Annotated in this window: 24 protein-coding genes and 1 pseudogene; 4 read left to right on the top strand and 21 right to left on the bottom strand. The window is 30.0% G+C overall.

Annotation, left to right across the window (positions count from 1 at the left end):
• Positions 1-59: 59 nt before the first annotated feature.
• The 21 genes and pseudogenes from BRSU_RS12755 to BRSU_RS12855 form a co-directional block, all read right to left on the bottom strand.
• Complete coding sequence (locus BRSU_RS12755; protein WP_209435156.1) at positions 60-566, bottom strand: hypothetical protein; 507 nt, start codon at positions 564-566, stop codon at positions 60-62.
• 33 nt (positions 567-599) lie between these two features.
• The gene (locus tag BRSU_RS12760; RefSeq protein ID WP_048595985.1) at positions 600-1,046 is read right to left on the bottom strand and encodes a hypothetical protein; all 447 of its coding nucleotides are present in this window, start codon (positions 1,044-1,046) and stop codon (positions 600-602) included.
• A gap of 104 nt (positions 1,047-1,150) precedes the next feature.
• Positions 1,151-1,750 carry a glycoside hydrolase family 19 protein gene (locus BRSU_RS12765; RefSeq protein WP_048595986.1) on the bottom strand — a complete coding sequence of 200 codons (600 nt, stop codon included), beginning with the start codon at positions 1,748-1,750 and terminating at the stop codon, positions 1,151-1,153.
• A 3-nt stretch (positions 1,751-1,753) separates the two neighbouring features.
• Positions 1,754-1,918, bottom strand: a complete 165-nt coding sequence (locus BRSU_RS14930) for a hypothetical protein (protein ID WP_245158112.1) — start codon at positions 1,916-1,918, stop codon at positions 1,754-1,756.
• 236 nt (positions 1,919-2,154) lie between these two features.
• Positions 2,155-2,547, bottom strand: a complete 393-nt coding sequence (locus BRSU_RS12775) for a sigma factor-like helix-turn-helix DNA-binding protein (RefSeq protein WP_048595987.1) — start codon at positions 2,545-2,547, stop codon at positions 2,155-2,157.
• A gap of 4 nt (positions 2,548-2,551) precedes the next feature.
• Positions 2,552-2,743 carry a hypothetical protein gene (locus BRSU_RS12780; RefSeq protein WP_048595988.1) on the bottom strand — a complete coding sequence of 64 codons (192 nt, stop codon included), beginning with the start codon at positions 2,741-2,743 and terminating at the stop codon, positions 2,552-2,554.
• 18 nt (positions 2,744-2,761) lie between these two features.
• Positions 2,762-4,681: a hypothetical protein gene (locus tag BRSU_RS12785; RefSeq protein WP_048595989.1), complete on the bottom strand. Its 1,920-nt coding sequence runs from the start codon at positions 4,679-4,681 to the stop codon at positions 2,762-2,764.
• 9 nt (positions 4,682-4,690) lie between these two features.
• Entirely contained in the window at positions 4,691-5,815 is a 1,125-nt protein-coding gene (locus BRSU_RS12790) for a hypothetical protein (RefSeq protein ID WP_048595990.1), read from the bottom strand.
• Positions 5,815-6,270, bottom strand: a complete 456-nt coding sequence (locus BRSU_RS12795; RefSeq protein WP_048595991.1) for a hypothetical protein — start codon at positions 6,268-6,270, stop codon at positions 5,815-5,817. The genes BRSU_RS12790 and BRSU_RS12795 overlap by 1 nt, the downstream gene beginning before the upstream one ends.
• A gap of 1 nt (position 6,271) precedes the next feature.
• A complete protein-coding gene (locus BRSU_RS12800) occupies positions 6,272-7,093 on the bottom strand; it encodes a hypothetical protein (RefSeq protein ID WP_048595992.1) in 822 nt (273 codons plus the stop codon).
• Positions 7,090-10,560, bottom strand: coding sequence for a phage tail tape measure protein (locus tag BRSU_RS12805; protein ID WP_048595993.1), 3,471 nt, complete (start codon positions 10,558-10,560; stop codon positions 7,090-7,092). Before BRSU_RS12805 ends, BRSU_RS12800 begins: the two co-directional genes overlap by 4 nt.
• 4 nt (positions 10,561-10,564) lie before the next feature.
• Positions 10,565-10,795, bottom strand: coding sequence for a hypothetical protein (locus BRSU_RS12810; protein WP_245158113.1), 231 nt, complete (start codon positions 10,793-10,795; stop codon positions 10,565-10,567).
• A gap of 23 nt (positions 10,796-10,818) precedes the next feature.
• Positions 10,819-11,181, bottom strand: coding sequence for a hypothetical protein (locus BRSU_RS12815; RefSeq protein ID WP_048595995.1), 363 nt, complete (start codon positions 11,179-11,181; stop codon positions 10,819-10,821).
• A 66-nt stretch (positions 11,182-11,247) separates the two neighbouring features.
• Positions 11,248-12,855 carry a hypothetical protein gene (locus tag BRSU_RS12820; protein ID WP_245158114.1) on the bottom strand — a complete coding sequence of 536 codons (1,608 nt, stop codon included), beginning with the start codon at positions 12,853-12,855 and terminating at the stop codon, positions 11,248-11,250.
• A gap of 15 nt (positions 12,856-12,870) precedes the next feature.
• Positions 12,871-13,239 carry a hypothetical protein gene (locus tag BRSU_RS12825; protein ID WP_048595996.1) on the bottom strand — a complete coding sequence of 123 codons (369 nt, stop codon included), beginning with the start codon at positions 13,237-13,239 and terminating at the stop codon, positions 12,871-12,873.
• A gap of 65 nt (positions 13,240-13,304) precedes the next feature.
• The gene (locus BRSU_RS12830; protein ID WP_048595997.1) at positions 13,305-13,778 is read right to left on the bottom strand and encodes an HK97-gp10 family putative phage morphogenesis protein; all 474 of its coding nucleotides are present in this window, start codon (positions 13,776-13,778) and stop codon (positions 13,305-13,307) included.
• A gap of 1 nt (position 13,779) precedes the next feature.
• Positions 13,780-14,121 (bottom strand): phage head completion protein, encoded by a 342-nt coding sequence (locus BRSU_RS12835; protein ID WP_048595998.1) that lies wholly within the window; start codon positions 14,119-14,121, stop codon positions 13,780-13,782.
• Positions 14,118-14,505, bottom strand: a pseudogene (locus BRSU_RS12840) (head-tail connector protein). The gene BRSU_RS12835 and the pseudogene BRSU_RS12840 overlap by 4 nt, the downstream one beginning before the upstream one ends.
• A 22-nt stretch (positions 14,506-14,527) precedes the next feature.
• A complete protein-coding gene (locus BRSU_RS12845; protein WP_048595999.1) occupies positions 14,528-15,808 on the bottom strand; it encodes a phage major capsid protein in 1,281 nt (426 codons plus the stop codon).
• 19 nt (positions 15,809-15,827) lie between these two features.
• Positions 15,828-16,469: an HK97 family phage prohead protease gene (locus BRSU_RS12850; protein ID WP_048596000.1), complete on the bottom strand. Its 642-nt coding sequence runs from the start codon at positions 16,467-16,469 to the stop codon at positions 15,828-15,830.
• Positions 16,456-17,739: a phage portal protein gene (locus BRSU_RS12855; RefSeq protein WP_048596001.1), complete on the bottom strand. Its 1,284-nt coding sequence runs from the start codon at positions 17,737-17,739 to the stop codon at positions 16,456-16,458. The genes BRSU_RS12850 and BRSU_RS12855 overlap by 14 nt, the downstream gene beginning before the upstream one ends.
• A gap of 197 nt (positions 17,740-17,936) precedes the next feature.
• On the opposite strand from BRSU_RS12855, the gene BRSU_RS12860 reads away from it, so the two are divergent.
• The 4 genes from BRSU_RS12860 to BRSU_RS12875 all read left to right on the top strand — a co-directional run bounded on the left by BRSU_RS12860 (position 17,937) and on the right by BRSU_RS12875 (position 21,807).
• Positions 17,937-18,893, top strand: coding sequence for a hypothetical protein (locus BRSU_RS12860; protein WP_048596002.1), 957 nt, complete (start codon positions 17,937-17,939; stop codon positions 18,891-18,893).
• The gene (locus BRSU_RS12865; protein WP_047104467.1) at positions 18,886-19,416 is read left to right on the top strand and encodes a hypothetical protein; all 531 of its coding nucleotides are present in this window, start codon (positions 18,886-18,888) and stop codon (positions 19,414-19,416) included. The genes BRSU_RS12860 and BRSU_RS12865 overlap by 8 nt, the downstream gene beginning before the upstream one ends.
• Positions 19,417-19,579: 163 nt before the next feature.
• The gene (locus BRSU_RS12870; protein ID WP_048596003.1) at positions 19,580-20,029 is read left to right on the top strand and encodes a P27 family phage terminase small subunit; all 450 of its coding nucleotides are present in this window, start codon (positions 19,580-19,582) and stop codon (positions 20,027-20,029) included.
• 5 nt (positions 20,030-20,034) lie between these two features.
• On the top strand, positions 20,035-21,807 hold the full coding sequence (locus tag BRSU_RS12875) for a terminase TerL endonuclease subunit (protein WP_048596151.1): 1,773 nt from the start codon (positions 20,035-20,037) through the stop codon (positions 21,805-21,807).
• Positions 21,808-21,810: the final 3 nt, after the last annotated feature.

Raw genomic sequence — 21,810 nt, forward strand, 5'->3', positions numbered from 1 at the left:
TAAAGCTCCTGCTTTTAAGATTTTATTTATACAAATAGTAATTACTAGAAACTTGCACATTATACCAGAGCTGCCACTCTCCAATTTTTATAATACTTTCTTGATATCTTTTCATTAAATCTTGTCTGTTTGTAACAGGTTTTATAATAAATATTTTTGGAGGTGTGGATAGAGGTATTTTTACATATTTTACCTGAGCCTGACATGAAGTTAATATCATTAAAATACTTATAAAAATTATTAGATATATTATTAAATGTTTCATGCTCTTTCCTTGTTAGTAATTCTTTGTCTATATTTTTTATCATAGCTTCTGAATTACTAAAACTATTTTGAAGCTTTTTATTTTCATGCATAAATTGTATTTCATTTTGAAGCGTTTCAGTTTGAAGTTCTAAGCCCTTAATATCTTCCTGATACTGAGCAATTTCTTTTTCTTTTTTATGTATTTCACTGTCTTTAGCAGCTATTAATACTATAAAAATAGAAACTATTAAAACCATTATGACTGCTATAATTATTTTTTTATTTATTTTGGATAAAAATCCTGTTATTATTGGAATCATATATACTCCTATTGTTGCTATATTTTTATTGTGTTATTTAGTGAAATAAAGAACAGCTCCGATTATAGTACCCATTGCTGCAATAAATCCAGATATACCAACTACAGCTTTTTGAAACTTATGCAAAGTATCAACAGTAATATTGCCTTCTAAACTTTTCTTTATTTCTTTTAATTCTTCATCTCTTTTAGTTTTATATTCCTGTATTTCAGCTATAAAATCTGTCACATGATTTTCAAGCTTTTCTATTCTTAAATCTATTTTAATAAAATCTTCCGATAAATTATCTAGATATGTATCATAGCTTTTAATATCATTTCTAAGATTTTTAATTTCTTCTCTTACTTCTTCTACTTTATGAATAATACCATTTCCGTTTTTTGTACCGTCTTCATTATATCCTACTTGAAGCTCTAAACGGCTCAATCTTTTTTCTATTTTTTCCAATAGAGCAGTTTTACTTTCTTTACTTGCTGCCATTTAATTTCCTTATTGTTGTTAACACTCCGCACGCTTAAAATTAGATTGTTTATTTTACAATAAACAATCTGCGTGCGTCGTTTTTATTTTTTTACTTTATATTTTTAGTTTTCAGCATTCAATATTTTTAAAATATTATTATACCTTTCTTCTCTGTCTTCAAGTCCATTAAAGCCGCCGTTAATAAGTTTAGTAACACCTTTCACATCTCCTTGACGTGCAAGCAAACCACATCCTTTTTCCTGCCAAAATAATAATGCAATCTCTATAGCATTGTTAGGTTCTTTGGCAAGTTCTGGATTATTAACTAAATCAGCATGTATTTTTTTACCATATTTCTTATAATTATTTTTTCCAGTAAGCTGTATTATTCCTCTGCCTCTATATTTATAGCCTTCATTTTCAGTATTACCTAAACGACCGCCATAAACAAAATTAGCAATAGACTCAGCTCCTTGAAGACATAGTTTTTTAGCATTTTCTAAACTTCCAACTCTTTTTTTGAATACTTCAAAAAGCCTCTGAGGTGTGTATCTAAAACTCTCTTCAAGTTTTTTATAATTATTGCTTTCATGTGTTGTTTGTGCCAAAAACATAGCAGCTTCTTTTGTATCTGTAATGTTATGTTTTTGAAAAGCATTATTTAATGGTAAAAGCCATTTCTTATTTATACCTATTTCATTTAATATATTTTCATTTAGCATAGATTAAGCCTCTTTATTTTTGTTTTGTAATTCATATACTTTTATATATTCAGTTTTTTGTTTCTCTTTTGCTATTTGGAGTGTTACTTCTCTTTGTTTTAATACTTTAATCTCTGTTTCTATATTCTGTATGGATTCACTATATTGATATGTTGTACTCTCATGCATTGATATATTATATCCGTTATGCACGATTTTACCTTCATGTTTTTTTAATATTTTAAGAACATCATCTTTAAGATCTTCAATATTTTCTTTATTCTTTTTCTCTTCAGCTTTTTATTTGATATATTTTTCTATTATTGAAGTTTCTTTTTTTGTAAGTTCTTTTACATCATTGTTTGACATAATTTATCCTTATATCTTTATTTATACATATAATAAAAAATATAAGGATAATTCATTTAAACAACATAAGGCAGTATCTGGACGACTGAGTTTCTTAATTCTCTCTTTATCGCTTCTAATTTTTGAGATATGCTGCTTTGCGTTACATTTAATTTTTCGCCTATTTCTTTTTGAGTATAACCTTCCGAATATAATTTCAATAGTTCTATTTGATCTTTTGTTAATATTGCTATTATTATGCGTTTCACATCTCTGGATTCAACATCGGAAAGCCCATGTGTATATACAATATTGTCCATATTATCTAAACGCTGATTATATGAATTAAAAGTGCTATCTGAGTGTACTTTATTTGTGCTTATATTATTATTTAAAATATTTTCCATAGACTTACACAATTGTTTGCAAGAATTTCTTTTATCACAAGTATTGCATGTTAAATCACCCATATTGTTAATCCTCCATATCATTCATATAATTAGCTATTCTTTGAGCATCATTCATAGAAAATGGTTTTTTTATACCAAGAGCTTTTGCCGCTAATTCTACATCTATTTTTAACTCTATACTATTATAGGGATCTTTCCTGTATGCTAAATCCTCAGTTGGCATTTCTGCAATTTTTTGTACACCTAATGCTGTCATTATACAAACTCCTAGTTTTTATATTTGTCTTAGCTTAATTACATTATCAAAAATATTTAATTTGATAATTTCACAAAGACATGGTTTTATATAATAACTTCCATCTTCTCTTCTATATTCTATTTCTACTAAATCAAATAACTTTAGAAAATCTAAAGTTTCATAATATTCAAATGTATAATACTCTTTTAACAAGTATCTGCTTCTCATTATTTCATTAGATAAACTGATAGCATCTTCTTTTCTTTTTAATAAAGTTTCAAACTCTTCATGAGTATTTATTCTATGTCTTTTTTTAGCTTCTTCTTCAAAGTCAGTATTTTTATATGTGGACTTTAATAAATCATATTTAATACTGCAGCTTGATAAATATTCACCTTCTTCTACTGTTTTATCAACTCTACCCATACAGTATTGCTTTATTTTATACTTAGCTTCATTGCTGCGAAATCTTGTACTAATAAAGTCTATTTTATTATTGTATATTTCTAATCTTCCTTGTTCTAAAAAGGAAAGTTCTCCTATTAAATCAAGTGTAGTCTTTTTATTATCATTATCAAGAAGAACAGCTATTTCCCTTGAACGTTCTTCTTCAAGCTGCCAATTTTCTATGTTATAATTTTCTTTAATGTATGCTATGTTTTCATAATCTTCTAAAATCTCCCTCATTAAAGTTAAAGATTTATAAGGCGGAATGTTTATTTCCGCATATATTTCATATAAATTATCATTAGTATCTGTTATAGAATGTACCTGTTTATGTCCCCTAAAAATTAACTGACCTTTTTCTTTATCTAATGTCCATACTCTTTGGCTTCCTTTTCCGTCATTGTAATCCTTGAACTCAGGAATAAATATTTCTAATTCTCCGCTTATTACAGTTCCTTCACGTTCTATTATTTCATTTTCGCTCTCTGGTGTTTCTATAAAATATATATGAGGCTTCAATTTATTTTCATCAAGAGGATCATTTCTATTAACAATACTTTCTATTAAATGTCTTGATGTGTCGCATATTTCAAAAACTACCTCCGGTATTAAATCAGGATTTAATATATCAGGAGTATAATATTTTATAGGCTTTAATTTTACTATAATGCCATGTCCTGCCGCAAAGGTTCTGCAGGTATCAACAATGTCTTCTCCATTTTGTACATTCTCTGGGAAGTTTTTTAAATCTGGATATTCTTTTTCACTGAAAACATTTTTAGGGAGTTCAGTAGAAAAAGAAGCTCTTATATCCGATGCTGTTATTGTTACACTTTCTAAAAAAGCATACTCAGGTTTTTGAATAAAACCAGAGAATATAATTTTTGAATCTTCAAAATTACTGCTATCAAATACCTGCCTAACTAAAAATCTATTGCCGTATAAATTAATAAAATCATCAAAAAGTCCATCATCATTTCTTAATGTAACAGACATTTCATTTGTTTGAATAGTATCAAAAGAAAGTGAATCACCTTCAATGTCTGCTGTATCTATCTCTTCAACACGAGGCTCTATATACATATTATTTAATTCAGTAATTAAATTATTATTACTATCAAGCCATTCACGTGTGGAGAATAATCTTTTAATATTTATAATAATATTCTTTTTGCTGTAAGGAGTTTCAAAGTTATTAAAATGTATAGCTATATAATTAATATTATCTTTTTTATATTGATAATAAGATTTATTTTGTTTATAAAGAGCTTCTAAAGAAAATACTTCTATATATCCTCTGTCATTGTCAACACTGATAGAACCTATATTAAATAAATTATATAATTCATTTTCTTCTATATTAAATAATTCATTAAAATAAGAATCTCTGTATAATGAATATATTTCATTAATACTTGCAATCCATACGCCTCCAGAAGGTGCAAATATTAATCTAGTATCAGGACTAGAAATATCAAGTTCTATAATATTAGCAAAACTCTTAAGCATTCATATAACCTATTTTTGCATATACTCTATAACTGCTGATCCATTTTCTCCATTTTTTGAATCTTTATATCCTGCTGTAACACCAGCAGCACCACCACCACCTATTACAAGTTTTATTTTCTGTGAAGTACCTAGCATTGATCTTGTAATATCCACTATAGCAGCACTTCCACTTCCTCCACCTGCTGTACCAGTGTATGCTCCTGTTACTACTCCTCCATCCCCTCCATTACCTCCGCTAGCCAATGTTATATTATTTAATTTTCCGCCTTTTGCTATTCTGTTAGTACTTAATCTATTTAGAGCTTCACCCTGTACCCCTTGAATTAATTTTCCGCTTCCTGTAGCTACTCCTCCGCTTCCTGCTCTCTCGCCAAGTTTTCCATCTATATTTCCTGATTTACCACCGCCGCCTGCTCCGCAAGTTGTTATAACTTTATCATTTATTAATATTTGGGAATTACCTCCTGAAGCTCCTTCAGAACTATAAACACATCCGCCACCACCGCCTGAAGTTATATGAACTGTAATACTATTAACATCACTTGGGAAATTAAACTCATGAGTACCAACACCAAAGTTTACTGTTTTTCTTTTTAATGTTTGACCTTTTCTATTTATATCATTAATGTTCCAATATTTCTTTTCTACATATCCGCCTAAATTAGAGTCATATTTCATTGAGATTCTTAAATATTTCTCTATTGCTTTTCCATTAGAATCTAAATTATAAAAACCTCTATTCTCATAATCGTAAGTTGGAAATCCATTGCCAACTGTTTCACTATATCCGCCTGCTATTTCAGCTCTTAAATAATCATTATCTTTATTATTAGAATCTCTTACTATAACAAGTTTTATAAATCTTAAATCTTGTTTAATTGTACCGCCGCTGCTAATATTATCAGTCAATTTTATGGTTTGATTTGTTTCCAATAATCTTCCTTCGAACTCACAAATACTGCCTGCTAAAATATCAGGAAGTTCTCTGTCTGTATCACTCCAATGATTTAATTTTATACCATCAAAGGCAGTATGAAGCATACGCATTTTTTGCATAATGATATTCTGCTGTCTATAGCTATCTAATAAATTGCTTGGATTTTCTGTTGGTTCTTTAATTACTCTAAACATTAATATACCTCATTATTATAATTGTCTAAATAATATCCATTGTATCTATTACCATCATAATACATATAATAGGCTATATATTTATATAGCTCTCCATTGATTTCTTTATAAAATCCGCCAAGTTCTTCATTATAAAAACAATCAAGATTTGTAACTAATTCTGCAATTAAGTTTTTACCATTATTAGATAGCTTCAATCTTATATATCTGTTGCCTTCTTCTCTGCTATTGTCAACAAGCTTTATGTCCTCTTTACTTTCATATATAGAATTACAAAATAAACAAATAGAACCTTTCATTAAAACAGGAGGTTCTATATCTAAAAAATGATTAAGTTTAATTCCTTCAAAAGCTGTATATAAAAATCTAGTTTTATTTAATAAAATATTTTGTTTTTTATATCCTTCCTCAATTGTAAGCGGTATGCATGAAGGTTCATATATTAACTCAAACATATTATTTAATTTCCCTAAATGTTAATTCTGTAGAATATTGATATAAATCATTCTTTCCTTTCTTAAAATCTATTTTATCATTAGTACATACATAAAGTCCTGATTTCATATAGTATTTAGGATAATTAATTTTTGTTCTACTTCCGTATACAGCTTTTCCATATTTACTATAATTATATATACCAAGTTCTCTTTCCGTATTTGGCATTATAGTTTCTTCAATCCACACTTGAAGAACAAAAGGTTCAAAATTATTTTCATTAAAAAAGTTAATTATTTTATCTCTATCAGCATTTGTTAAATATGGAAAAGATACTTTCCAAGTATCATAGCTTTTAACAGGAAGCCTCCTGCAAAAATAATGACCGCTTTGAGAAAAATACTGTTCATGTGTATAATTTACAGTATGCGTTTTGGTTTTATCATGAGGAGGGAAATCTACTGCCTCTCCTATAATAAAATATCCGCATTCTATAATATTGCCGTCTGCTTTTTTATTAAAAATTATTTTTATTCTTGTAAACTCAACAGGAGCTATATTATAAACTCCATAATTGTTTTTTATATAAACATTATAATAAATAAAATTGCCGTATATATCTTCTATTTCTATATTTATATTTTTAATATTTGTATTAAAAATAGCAAAACAGTTTATAGTACCTTTCCCATCTAAAAATAAACTTGCCTCTTCTTCGCTTTTGAATCTTCCAACTTCCAGAGTTTGATAATTAAACATATTTTCTATAGGAAAAAAATCATCTTCGCCTCCAGATATAGTATACGGAAATAGATTAAATATGTTATTACATAATAATCTCATAATATACCTCTCTGGCTGACAACTTTTACACCTCGTTTGCTTAAATTGAGCATAGTACTTGCCACTATCTTTCCATCAAGCATTAAATAAACAGGCTGATTGAATACAGTTTCTGATGTTTTTGTATCAACAGAATAACTGCCATCTTCAGCTTTACTTGCTTCAAAAATTTGACTTCCTATTTTTGAAAGTATTCTATCTTCAAGAGGTATAACCGCTTCATCGCTTGCTCCCTCTCCAATTACAGCATTAATTCCTCCGTTTCTTCTTTCAACAAGTCCGCCTTTTGCTAAGTATTTAGGCTCTTGCGGTTTAGCTTGGTTCATTGTTACCAAATTAATAGCACCGCTTCCTACAATTCCAAGTAAAGTAGCATAAGCAAGTAAATTAGCAGGGAAAGGGACTGCCATTGCTGAGGCTAGAGCGTTTATTGCTGCCTGGGCTAAAGAAGCTGTTGCCTGAGCCAAAGACATTTTCCAACTTTCCATTTGAGAATTATATTCAAGCCTCATCTTTTCATTATTGTAGTTTTTTTCTACTTCCATTTGTTTGGCTTTAGCTTCTTCTTCTATTTGTATTTTAGCTAGTTCTTTTTGTTTCTCTTCAAGTTCAGCTTTTATTCTCTCCTGCTCATAAAGTCCTAGAGCAACTTTTTGTCTATTTTGTAATTGCTTTATTTCTTTTAATAAACTCTGCTTTTGAGAGTTTTCCATTATTCCTATAGCTTCAAGTCTTGCTTTCTTTTCTTCTTCTATCGCTTCTAATGCCGCTTCTTTTCTTTCCTCATTTTTTTCTATTTCAAACTCTATAGCCTGTATTTGCATTTCCTGCACAGCAGAATAAAAATCACTTGTATAGCCGATTGTGTCATTAAGCATTTGAAGCCAATTGGCACTAAAATAACTTGCAAGGCTTTGAGTTGGAGTTTTCCAAAGCTCTCCAAACTTCTCTTTTAATATTTCTACTTGTTCAGTTGTAAGTTCTAATTCGTTTGTTATGCTCTCTATGCCGCTTCTTACTATTTCGCTTTTCTGTCCTTGCTGTTCGGCTTCACTTACTTTATCACCGAACTCCTCAGCAACTGCCACACCTCTTTCATAAGCGGATATACTATTTTCTATTTCTTTTACTAATTCTGAAAATCTATCAGTTTTTATGCTGTCTAATGCGTATCCGTAATTATCACTTAAATACTTTATCTGATTAGTATTCAAGTTTAATGCTGTACTCATTTCTGTGAGTATAGCACCTACTTTATCTTTTTTAGCTTCAAGAGCTTCAGCATCACTTATTTCAGCACCCATATTACGAAGGTTGCTGACTCTTCTTTTTTCTTCTTCCTCCGCTTGTTTCAATAGAGCTAAATAATCTTCATAAGTTTTTCCGCTTGTCTTTACAGCATCAGATTTTCCTTTTATTGCATTAATGCTCTTTTCATTAGCTTCTTTTTCCTTAGTCTCTAAATCTATTCCATCTCTAGTTAGAGACTGTCTTAAATGCATACTTTGATTTAAGTCATTTCTTTGTTTTTCTAATGTATTTAATGTATTTTCTACTTCTGATAATTTTTTATAATCAGACCTTTTTAATATTTCATCATTAGCTTGGCCTTCGCTCATACCAGCTGAATATAAGAAAGTTTTTAGATTTTCAACAGCAGCATTATATATCTTTCGCTTTTCTTCTAATTCTTTTATTTTTGTTTCTATAGTTTGTATTTGTATACTTTCTTCTGCCGTTCTATAATCTTCTAACTTCATAGTAGCAGAATCTATATAGGTTATTCCATCTAAAACTACAGTTTTTAAATTAGGATATAGTCTAGTAAGTTTATCAGTTACTTGTCTTAATCTTTCAGTAGCTGCTGCATCTAACTCTTTGGCACTAGCTAGTTTTTGATACTCTTCAAATAAACCTACATCTTTAAAAGCATTATCATTTAATTCTTTTGTGCTATTAGCTAATTGGTTTGAAGTCTCTATTAATGCTTTATATTCCTGATTTAATTTATATGCTTTTACTGCTAAAGCACCAAGCCCTACAGTTAAAGCTGTTATAACTCCAACAGGACTTGCAAACATAACAGTATTTAATGCTTTCCAAGCTGTGCTTAATCCTTGAATAGAACTAGCGGATGTTTTTAATGTAGATACTGCATTTTTAAAATCTGATATAGTTTTCTTAGCTTCTGTTAATCCTTTTCCAAGTCCTACTATACCTTTTAATGCAGGACCGAAGCCTGCTGCTAAAGCAACAAATCCTACACTTGCCGCTTGCAAAGGTGCAGGCAAATCGCTGAATGTTTTTATTAATGATATTATAGTAAGAATCATTTTTTCAGCGAGAGGAACTGCTTTATCTCTTATAACAGGAAGTAAATCTTCATTAACAACAGGAAGAAGGCTGTTTCCAAGCTCTATTACTAAAGCACTAAGTTCTGCTTTTATTTTTTCAAACTGTCTTGCTGGACCATCATCTATTTTTTTGAATGCCTCAGCTGTAGCACCTGCTGAATTATTCATTTGATCTAAAGCATCTTTGAACTTACTAGCATTCTTTCCAGATAATGCCAAAGCAGCATTTCCTGCCTCAACGCTGCTGAACATACTAGAAACATCTTTTCCGCTTTTAGCAGCTTTTTCAGCAAGCATTTGCAGAGCTTCCTGAAGAGTACCGCCTTGTTCGATAAACTCTTTAAAGCTAGTTCCTGCTATTTCTCTAAACGCTTTATCTGTGGTGCTGCCTTCTTTATTAAGCTCTACTAAAGCTTGCCTAATCTGCGTTGTAGCCACAGAAGTAGGCGTACCCTGTGCAGTCATTACAGCAATAGCAGCTCCTATATCTTCAAACTGAACACCTAATGCTGAAGCGGTAGGAATGACATTAAATAAAGATTTTGATAACTGAGTAAAATCAGTTTTTCCTAGCTTTACAGTTTGAAACATTATGTCCGAAGCTCTATTAACATTAAGAACTTCTGTTCCATAAGCATTTGTCACTGAAGTAAGTCCGTCTACTGACGTTTCTAATTCAGCAACACCTGCAACTGAAGCTTCAGCTGCTGTTTTTAAGAAGTCAAATACATTTTCTCTAGGAACTCCTGCAGAAAGTGATTGATATAAAGCAGGTACTACTTCTTCAGGTACTTTTCCGATTTCTTTAGAAAAAGCCAAAGTTTCCTGCTTTAAAGATTCAAAACCTTCACTCCCTAATTTAGGAAGAAGCGTAAGAACCTCACGCATTCCATTATCAAAATCAGTAGCTTTTTTAGTTGCTAATGCAAAAGCTGTTGTTCCTGCAGCTATTGGAACAGTTAAACTTTTAGTAGCTAAAGAACCGAACTTATCAAAAGATTTTCCTATTTTATCAAAACCTCTTTCTAAGTCGGTTGTTTTATCTTTAAGTTTTCCAAATGCTTCAATAGCTTGGGAAGCATCTGCATATATACTGACATTTAAGTTACTCATTTATTTAATTATCCGTTATTATTGTTTCTATTTCCCAAAGCCCTTGCTTTTCTCTTCTTATAGTTTTATTTCCCTGCTTTGTTTCTGTTACATTATTATCTGACTTTGTTTCTTCTTGAACTTCGATTATATAAGGCAAATTTAAAGAAGCTGTATAATAGAGCAGAAGTCTTTGCAAACTCATCTCCATCATACAGTCTTCTGTCCAGCCATAACTATGAGCTAGATGTGCCAACAATTTTATTAGTTCTATTTTTATTAGTTTTCTTTTTTTTTATTTTTTGTATTAACCTCTTTTGTTTCTTTTGAATCAGTTCCTGCATGAAGATAAGATTCAAATATCATATTCAGTAATTTTAATAATTGATCATAATTAAACTCTTCCAATATTTTTTCTCTATCTACATTTGCATTTTGTCTTTCTATAAGAGGAATTACTATCTCATCAATCAATAACTCTATATTAAAATCTTCATTGTTCTGAATGCTCTTAAAGTGATTATTTACTTTAAGAGCTATTTTAAGAGATAGATCATTAACATTAATGTTATAATCTCCAAGTTTAGCATAAACTGCTTTCTTTTTACTAAACTCTTCTAAATCTGTAATTACTATTTCCATAATTCTTATTCAAACTTTCCCCAAAAAAAAGATCATAGGGAAGCTTTACTTCCTCCTAATTTTTTATTAAGCTGCAACATTAATAACAATGTCTAATTGTTTATCTTCATTGCCTGCTTTCTTAGCTGTTATCTTCAATGTTACACTGCCTGCTGCCTTACCTGTAATAGTGAATACTTTATCAGCATCATTGTATTCAACATCAATAAAGCCTTGTTCTTCTGGCTCTATTAAATATGTTATTTCATCAGCATTGCTTGTAATATTTATTGTAGGTTTTTCTCCGACTCTTAAGTCTAAACTTTGCTTGTTAGCTTCCAAAGTAAGAACTTCTGCCACAGTAATTGGTATGCTGAGTGTTATATCTTCATTGCCTGCTTTTTTACCTACTACTTTCAATACAGCATTTCCTGCTTTTTTTCCTGTTATAGTGAACACTTTATCCGTATATTCAGCATCAAAATAATCTTGCTCAGTAGGTTCTAAGCTATAATCTATAGTATCAGCGTTGCTTATAAGATCTATAGTAGGTTTTTCTCCGACTTTTAAGCCTAAACTTTGCTTGTTAGCTTCCAAAGTAAGAACTTCTGCTACAGTAATTGGTATGCTTATTATTTTATCTTCACATCCAGCTTTTTTAGCTATAATTTTTAATACAGCCTTGCCTGCTTTTTTTCCTGTTATAGTAAATATCTTATCAGTGTCATTATATTCTGCATCAAAATAATCTTGCTCAGTAGGTTCTAAGCTATAATCTATAGTATCAGCATTGCTTGTAAGATTTACATTCGGTGCTTCACCAACTTTCAAATCTAAACTTTCCTTGTTTGCTTCTAAAGTAAGTTCCTCTTTTATAACTTCATCTTTTTCATCATCGCTGACTGCTTGTTCATCTTCATACCATGCAAGCTGTTCTCCGCTTTGCTGACTGCCTGATGTAGTTGCTGTAAAACTCAATTTCCCTACTAATACATCCTGTGCTTTATCTGAAGGGAATGTAAACTCTAAGCCTCCTGCTATTGAAGCTTGTGGTAAATATATTCTAAATTCTTTACCTTCAGCATTAGTATTAACTATCATTATGCATTTAGGTTTTATTTTAGAACTTTTTCCGCCTGTTGTCATTCTTACCATTTTAGGCATTATTCTAGTATATGTTATAATTAAAGTATCTGTACTAGGAGATATTTTACTATCTGTAATTTTTATTCCATTAGTTCCTATTTTTTCGTAGCTTGATTCTTCTATGAGAATATTTCCCATAGAGTTTTTCTTTTCTACTTTAGTTATTGTGACTTCGCTTCCATCTGCATTCTTAAATGGAACTTTTATTTCTTCACCTCTTTTATATGTATCTGATTCTACCACATACTGTTTTGTAACTTCTGTTTTACCATCATATTCGTTTATATTATCAATACCGCCTCTTGCCATAGCATAGTTTTTGAAATTAATTTCTAAACTATCAAGTGAAACCTCAATTTTATGCTCTGTCTGTAGAGTAGCTATAGTTCCTGCATTGTCACTTTCTATATCTGCTGTAGACATAGTTTCTTTTAAACTAACATTGCGTCCTGCCCCTATGTCTACAAGTTTATCAAATCTATCTCCAATTAAAACTTTTGCACTTCCGTATCTTATTGTACTTTTTTCTTGAACTTGTGTTTGACTCATAAAATATCCTTATAATTAATATTTATATAATATATTTACTATGCTTACAGCTTGATAAAAATCTTCAGTATAGTTATGTGTTTCATTTGAAACGCTGCATCCGCATATTTCTGTATCATCAATAATAGCTGTTAAATTGGTAAAATATTTGCCTATTGCTTTTTGTATATTCAATGCTTTACTCAAATCATTAGAATATACTGCTATTTGATAAACATTCCTGCCATATTCAAATTCATAATGCGGTGTGCTGCTTGTTAAAGAATAAACTATATATGTTTTATTTTTATCTATTTGAGAATCAGAAACGAAATCTAAATAAACTCCGTCCGCTTCTCTTTTTGTTAATTCTTTAAGTATTGTATATATAGCATTCTCAATCATTATTGTTATACTCCTGCTCGGCTATAAATACAAAGCAAATAAATTTGCTTTGTGCCTCGCATTCGCTATTTATTCTTTTTGTTTGCTTTGTCTATTGCTTGCTGTAATTTTTGTTTTATATATTCTTCTATAACATCTTTTTTACTTTCAAAAATAGGAATTAAAAGAGGCTGAGGAGGCTGAGAAACTGTCCCATATTCAGGGAAGCGTACATAATATCTATCTCCCTGTTCTTTATACCATTTTATTTTGTTCTTAGATGGAACTCCGCCGCCTTTTTTTTCTAATGTTCCAACTTTTATAGCTACTGAAGTGTCGCTTCCTTTTGATGATTTTCTTTCTTTTACATCATAGTATTTATTTTCACTCCAGCCTCTACTTTTTGCCTCAGCATTGGCTTCTTTTGCAATTTCATTTCCTGCTTTTCTAGCTCCTGCTTTTATAGCTTTCTTGAAATCGCCGCCTAGTTCTTCTAAAGTCTTTCTGAACTCATCAAGTCCTTTTATACTTATAGAAGTTTTTCTGATAACACCTGACATATTATCCGCTTTTATTATTTATCAATTTTTTTATTGTAAATATACATTCTATATTTTTATATGAAACATTTTCTCTATAAATTACTTCATAAATATCATCTTCATTATTTATTTTGGCCATCATTCCTTTAGTATCAAACTCTTTGAAATAATGAGTATGTACTTTTAAAGTTCTTTCTAAATCTTTTCTTTTACCTTGCTGTATATCTTTAAATGTTATATCTTCAATAGAACATTTAACTTTTCTTAATTCTTTTAATTGAGTTTTTCCTGTTCCATTTTTATTATCTACATATTCAGATATATAAAAAGTTATAGAATGTATCAGTTTAGCCACTTTCATAAAGTAAACTTTTCCCTAGCTATAGCCAATAATCTATGCACACCTTCCAAAGCTACTTTTTCACTTTGACTGGCTTCTCCTGTTTTGCTTTCAAAATAATGAGTAGCAAGTCCAAGAATTGCATACTTAACTTCAGGAGGACAATCAATTCTTTTGTATTCTGTTTCATTAACTTTATTACAATAGCTGATTGCACTATCTAAAGCCAATTGCAGTATATCATCATCATAATCAATGCCTTCTAAGTTTAGAAACTTTTTAAACTCAGTCAAAGTAACTACGTTTGTCATCATCTTCTGCCTCTTGCGAAAGCACGCCTTTGTCGATTACATTAGAAACATCAATATCTATAGTGTTATCAATACTTTTAGGATTGCTACTCATATAAAAGCCTTATTAAAAATTATTAAGCTGCATACGCTTGATCATTTGCTAATAATCTTACAAATGCTGATTTTTGTATAGGAGCACCGTCTCCCCAATATCCTACTTGGAAACCTACCTGATTTGTTTTGCTGTATAATTCATATAGAACCTGCAACTCCATTGATAAACTGTCCATGATCCAATAATAATTTAAGTTTCCTAAAAAACCGAAGTATTTTGTAGATTCCAGCTTATCTTCTATAAAGTCATTCTGTATAACAGGTATTCCAAGTAAAACACTAGGCTGTCCTGCTACTAAACTTTCCTGCCAAATAGGGCGGTCCTGCTTATCTTTTAATTTTCTTAATGCCGCAATAGCTTTCTTATTGAGCATCCACACCGCACCATTTTGGTATCCGCCTTCTAAACCGCTTACGGCATCTACTAAACCATCATAAGTTATAGCAGCATTTGCAGTTCCTACTTTGATATCTCTATCAGTTGGAATAGCGGCTGTATTATCTGAAGTCTGTGCGAATATTCCTAAAGGCTTATCTGTTCCATTGCCATATAAATAATTATATTCCAATGTAGCTGCTAATTTGAATGCTATTCTTTGCTGTACAAAAGCTTGAATATCTATATTGCTCTGCTTTATTAATCTCTTACTAATTTTTACCAATTTAGTTAATTGATTTGCTTTCATTTCTCTTTTACCGAAAGCCATATTAGCATCTTCTTGAACTTCACCTATTTCTGATGTCCATTCAAGATTATTTAAATCACTTTCTAGCGTTGGTATTCCTATATTAGAATATCCGTTCATAGCAGGAATTATATTTGCTCTTGTTCTTATTCGTACAGTTTTATCAAGTTCTTTTATAATATCTTTTACAAGATACTGAGGTGCGATAGTATTACCGCCACCTTCAGCAACTCCTGCCTGAAGTGTTTCCCTTATCTCTTTATCATTGCCTGTTCTAAACCATCTATCTACTTTAGATCTTAATTCAGCTTCATTATCAGCATCGGAAGTATCTAAATTATCAGCTGTATTTCTTTTATTCATAGAAGAATTAGTTTGAAGCGATAGAAGTTTATCATATCTTTCTATCTCTTTATTTCTGTTTTCTATAACCTGCATTAAAGTATCTATATCATTATCTAATTTTGATATATCATCTTTTTTAATGTTTCTCTCTTCTATACTCATAGAAGAATATGCATTTCTTTTTTGCATAAGTTCATCAAGAGTTGTTAAAGCTAAAGCATTTTCATTTTTTAGTTTTTCTATTAAAGCTCTTAATTCTTCTGGTTTCATAATTTGATACTCCTTGTTGTTATTTATTTTTTATTTTTAGATATTGTATTTTTCGCTTATATTCCTTACTTCTATCTTCAAAGCCATCATTCTCTATAGGTATAGATTTATCAGGTGGTTTTGGAATATATGCATCATTATTTTGATCTCTAACATTTGTTTCTGTATAAGCAGGAAATGTTACTAATGATATTTCATGCAAAGTAATTTCTTCTACTTCACGAATAGGCATTCCATATTCTTTTAATGTTTCTTTATTATCAAGCCAATTTTCTCTTACTACTTTGAAGCCGAAAGACATTTGCTTTATATCGCCTCTGTCTACGCTTTCTTTTAAATCTCTTGCCCAAGTAGTATTTGGTAAAGAAACTTCAAAATATAAGCCCTTATCATCTTCTCTTAAAATTAGTGTGCCAGCACTTTTTCTGCCAAGTACATATCTTGTGTCATGTCCCCAAAGACATACTTGATCATTTTCTAATAATGATTTAGTGAAAGCACCTCTGTTTATACGCTCTCTAAATAAATCACCATAAAGAGGCTCACTTAAAGAATTATATACAATAGCATAGCCTCTTAATTTAAGAGGTTCACCTTCGGTGTCTGTGCTTTTTTGGATATCAATATCTATACTTCTAATTTCATTATTATTCACTGGCATTTTTATCTTCCTCTTCTAATTTTTTATTTTTATCATTATTATTTATATTAAAGTTTTGATTGTCTTCAGTTTCTTTAGGTTCTTCATAAACTGTTTTTATTGGTCTTATTTGTTGAGAAACGAAATACTCATCTCCATATTCATCATCTACTTCATTAAGGTTTTCTTGTCTTCTCCATTCATTTCTAGTAAGAACACCATTATTCAATTTGATTTGATTCGCTTGCTGTCTTGTAAGAGTATCGCCTCTCAAAAGTCCGTCCAAATTAAACTCTATATTATATTTTTTTCTTTCTGATTCGCTTAATAAATAGCCGTTTAATGCTTTTTCTATACGAACACACCAAGGTCTTATGGTATGAGTAACAAACTCTATACTTTGATGTTCTATATTATTATTTGTACTTCTGCTTAAATCACCGATTAAATGAGGAGGTACACGGAACACTCGGCATATTTCTTCTACTGAAAATCTTCTGCTTTCTAAAAACTGAGCATCTGACAAATTCATTGTCACAGGCTCTATTTTCATTCCTTCTTCAAGAACAACTATACCTTTTTCCCAAGCCTCTCTGAAGCTTTCTTTTAAGTTTTTTTTAGCATCTGAACTTAATTTTTGCGGATGTGAAATAATTGGAACTTTTTTAACGCCATTAGAAAAGAAATCTAATGCAAAATTATCTTGATAAAGTCCTGTAGTTATTTGCTTACGCATCATAGCTATTGGACTGTATCCTATCACTCCGTTCCATCCAAGTCCTGCTATATGCATAACTTGTGCTGGAGATAAAGTGATTATTCCTCCATCATCAGAGTATTCAAACATTTTATCACCATTTGAATCTCTATATACTTTAATTTTATTAGAATCTATTAAATAAAGTTCTGTTACTCTGTTAAAATTATCTCTTACTACTTCTACAAAACCGTTGCCTTGAAGAAGTATTTGGGTGATTAGACTCTCTATAAATGATACGGATGTGCATTCTTCATTAGGAGAGTCATGCAATAATTTATATAAAGAATGATCTTTAGCTTTTACTTTATTATTTCCATTTATTTTATATACAAAAAGAGGTAAAGTTGCTATTGTTTCTGCTATAACTCTCACGCATGCAAATACTGTAGAGAAAGTTAAAGCAGTATTAGGATTGACTGCTGATAGAGTTTTATCATTTTGAATTGATAAAAAATTACTTCCATCTATATGGCTAAAATCAGGAAATAGCCATTTTTTTATATAATTCCTTATATTTTTTATTACAGACATATAATATATAAAAAAATATAAGGAAATATAAGTTTTATATTGTTATTTTATTACAAGAACTTAAAGTCCCACTGTGTGCCTTTATTTTTACTTATTACGGTATTTGTATATACTGTATTTTTAGTTTTTTATTATTGATTTTTTATCTTTTTAAGATAGAATATAATATATGTCGATATGTAGAGGGTAAAAATCTAATGTTATATAAAGATTTTGAAGAGAGTAAGAATAATATTATTGCTAAAAGAAATAAAATATGGATTAAAAATAGAATATTTCCTAAATGGATAAATCCAGAAGAAATAGATTTGGAGCAATTTTTTACAAAAGAAGATACTGCTAAATATTGCTACAATAATCTATTATCTTTTTTAGACAAAGAAAAAATAGATATATCAAACTATACTTTTGTTGAACCTTCAGCTGGTAATGGTGCTTTTTTTAATTTATTAGATTCAAAAAATAAAATAGGATTAGATTTAATGCCTTTATCTGATGGTATATTGGAACAAGATTTTTTACTATGGTCGCCTGATGATTTGACTAAAAAGTATATATTTATAGGTAATCCTCCATTTGGTTACAGGGCTTGGCTTGCTTTAGCTTTTATGAACTCAGCAGCACAATATGCTGATTATATAGGATTTATATTGCCTATGTCATTTCAGAGTGATGGAAAAGGTTCTCCAAAAAATAGAGTAAACAATATGAAGTTAGTACATTCTGAAATACTTCCAAATGATAGTTTTTATAGATTAGATAATAAAAAAATTACTGTGAATGCTTTATGGCAAATATGGAAAAAAGGGAATAGTGATTTAGAAGAAAAGAAGTCTTGTGATGATTGGGTAGATATATTTACTGTTGATACTAGAAAAGAAAGAACTTGCGGAATAGAAAAAATGAATAATGCTGATTTTTTTCTTCAAAGAACATATTATACACAACAGCCTAAATTAGTAAAAGATTTTTCAGAAGTAAAATATGTATGCGGATATGGTATTATAATAAAAAAATCTAAAAAAAAAGTTGAAAATATATTAAACAGTATAAATTGGAATGATTACAGTAATTTGGCAACGCATAATTGCAGACATATAAGTATGTATCATATAGAAAAAGCCTTAATAGATAGGGGAATTGTTAATGCCTGATAGTATTTATAGTGAATTATTTTTACATATTTTAGAAAAATATCATAATCATTCTAAATGGGATAATGCCGAATTTAAAAAAATAAAAACACTTTCTAATACAGGTGTAGGAAGTGTTGGTCAGGATTTTATTCATGAATTATGTAATAAATTAAATATCAATTCTAAACTTTCTAAAAAGTCTACAGATGTAAGAGATAAAAATGCATATGATATAGAAATAGAAAATATTGATTTTGAGATAAAAACTGCAACTGAAGATACAAATTTTAATTTTCAATTTAACCATATAAGATATCATAGAAAATATGAGGCTATAATTTGTTTAGGTGTCTCTCCAGATGATTTATATTTTAATATATGGTCTAAGTCTGATATTTTAACAGGTAAGGCAGGTAATTTAGTTAGTATGGAAAAAGGAGCAAATGCTTCTTATAAACTTACAAAATCTAAAAAATCATTATATAAAATAAATGAATTTGAAAATATATTATTAAGTTTTATCAATAATTTCAAGAAATAATTTCCAATAACAACTTTCCTAACCAGACGACTGTCTGCCTATATCGAAAAAGCTCCTGAATTATTTTTTTTACGCCATAGGCGGACATTTGTCTAGTTATAAAATATTATATTACTTATTATTAATGTAGATTTTTAACTAAATTATAATCTCAGGAGTATAAATGCCCGATAAAGCCAAAAAAGCCCCAAAAAATGCCCAAAATAAGCCAAAAAAAGCCGTTAAAATACCAAATCCTGCTAAAAGCATGCCTACGGCACCAGAATATTTTTGTGGGTATTCTTTAAAAAAATGGAAAGAACTTGCTCCTATTTTTGCTGAAAAAAATATGCTTGGAGATGCCGATTTATCAGCATTTGAACTTTTATGTCTGCATTATGGTGATGCTATGAATCTTTATGAAGCTATGATTAATGAAGGCGGTTCTATAGCTGGATATTTAGCAGGTAAAAACTCTCAAACAATGGGCGAATATTTAGCATATCATAAAGCTATAACAGCATATACTAAAATGCTTACCGAGTTCGGTTTAACTCCTGCTTCTAAAAAGAAAGTTCCTGCACCTGACACTATAGAAGAGGATGATCCGCTTGAAAAAATGATAAATGGTTAAATATGATGTATACTTATGAAGAATATATCAATAAAGTTATAAATAAAGAATTACCAGTCTGTCAAGCTGCTTTTTTATCTGTGAAAAGGCATTTGGACGATATAGAAAAATCAAAAAATAATGATTATCCTTTTTATTTTGATGAGAACGAAGCTAAACGTCCTATTACTTTTATTCAATCTTTAGTACATACGAAAGGAGAATGGGCAAATCATAATATTATACTAGAGCCTTGGGAACAGTTTATAATAGCAAGTATATTCGGATGGAGAAGAAAGGAAAATAAACTCAGACGTTACAAAAAAGCATATGTTCAAGTGAGCAGGAAGAATGGAAAAACTACTTTTGCATCTGGCATTGGTAATTATTGTTTTTTCTGCGACAGTCCTGCAGAGGCTGGAGTTGAAATATACTATATAGCTACTAAAAAAGATCAAGCGAAAATTGCATGGAGTGAAAGCGAAAGGCAAATAAGAAAAGCAAAAGCTCTTAATAAAGAAGCGATTACATATAAACAAACTTCTACAATTACAAAGAAAAAAGATACTGCCTCAAAATCCAAACCGCTTGGACAGGACAGCAATACTGAAGACGGATTAAATCCGCATTTAGTTATAGTAGATGAATACCATGCTCATCCTGATAATGAATTATTAAATGTTCTTGAATCTGGAATGGGAGCTAGAAGGCAGCCTCTTATATTTATAATTACTACGGCTGGATTTGATAAATCTTCAGTATGTTTTTCTGAATATGAATATGCAAAGCAAGTATTACAAGGTTCATTAAATAATGATGAGTATTTTACTATAATATACGAGCCTGATAACATCAATGATATTTGGGTATTTATGTCTGAATATAAAGAAAAGTTAAATAAAAATGAAGATGTTTCAAAGCAGGAAGAATTAATAAATAAAATTATTTTTCAAGCTAATCCTAATATAAATGTTTCTGTAAAAGACAGTTACCTAAAATCTAGGCTTTTAGAAGGACTAGATAAACCTATTCAAAGAACAGATATTCTTACAAAGAACTTGAATGTTTGGACACAGGCAAGCGAGGTTTGGATTTCTTCTGACAGGTGGCTTAAATCTTATTCACATCAAAATATAAATATAAATGAATTAAAAGGCAGGAAGGCATGTATTGGTTTAGATTTGGCAACGACAAGAGATATAGCGGCTTATGTTTTATGTTTTGATTCTATTGATAATGGTCCATATATACTTCTGCCACGATTCTTTATGCCTCAAGAAAATATCAGGCAGCGTTCTAAAGAGGACAGAGTACCTTATGAATTATGGGCTTCTCAAGGTTTAATTACTTTAACAAGCGGTGATATAATAGATTTTGATGTTATAGAATCTTCAATCTTAAATGATGCTGCATATTTTGAAATTATAGAAATAGCTTATGACCCTTGGAAAGCTATTGAAATAGTAACACACTTAGAAAGCGAAGGCTTCAAAATGGAACAGGTTAGGCAGTCTTTTGCTGTTGGAGGTTTATCTGAAGGAACTTCTTTATTTGAAAAAACTATAGATGAACGAAAACTTTTACATGGTAATAATGCAGTTCTTAATTGGATGATAAGCTGCTGTGAAGTAAAAACAGATGGTAGAGATAATTATCTTCCTGTAAAACCTGACAGAAGAAGATCATATAAAAGAATAGATGGTGTTGTAGCCTCTATTATGGCTCTTCATAGAGTGATTAAAAATCATTTTGAAGATACGACAAGTATTTATGAAAGCGAAGGTGTATTTACCTTATAATCT

Origin of the sequence: Brachyspira suanatina (genome assembly GCF_001049755.1) — a bacterium.
Classification (GTDB): Bacteria; Spirochaetota; Brachyspiria; order Brachyspirales; family Brachyspiraceae; genus Brachyspira; species Brachyspira suanatina.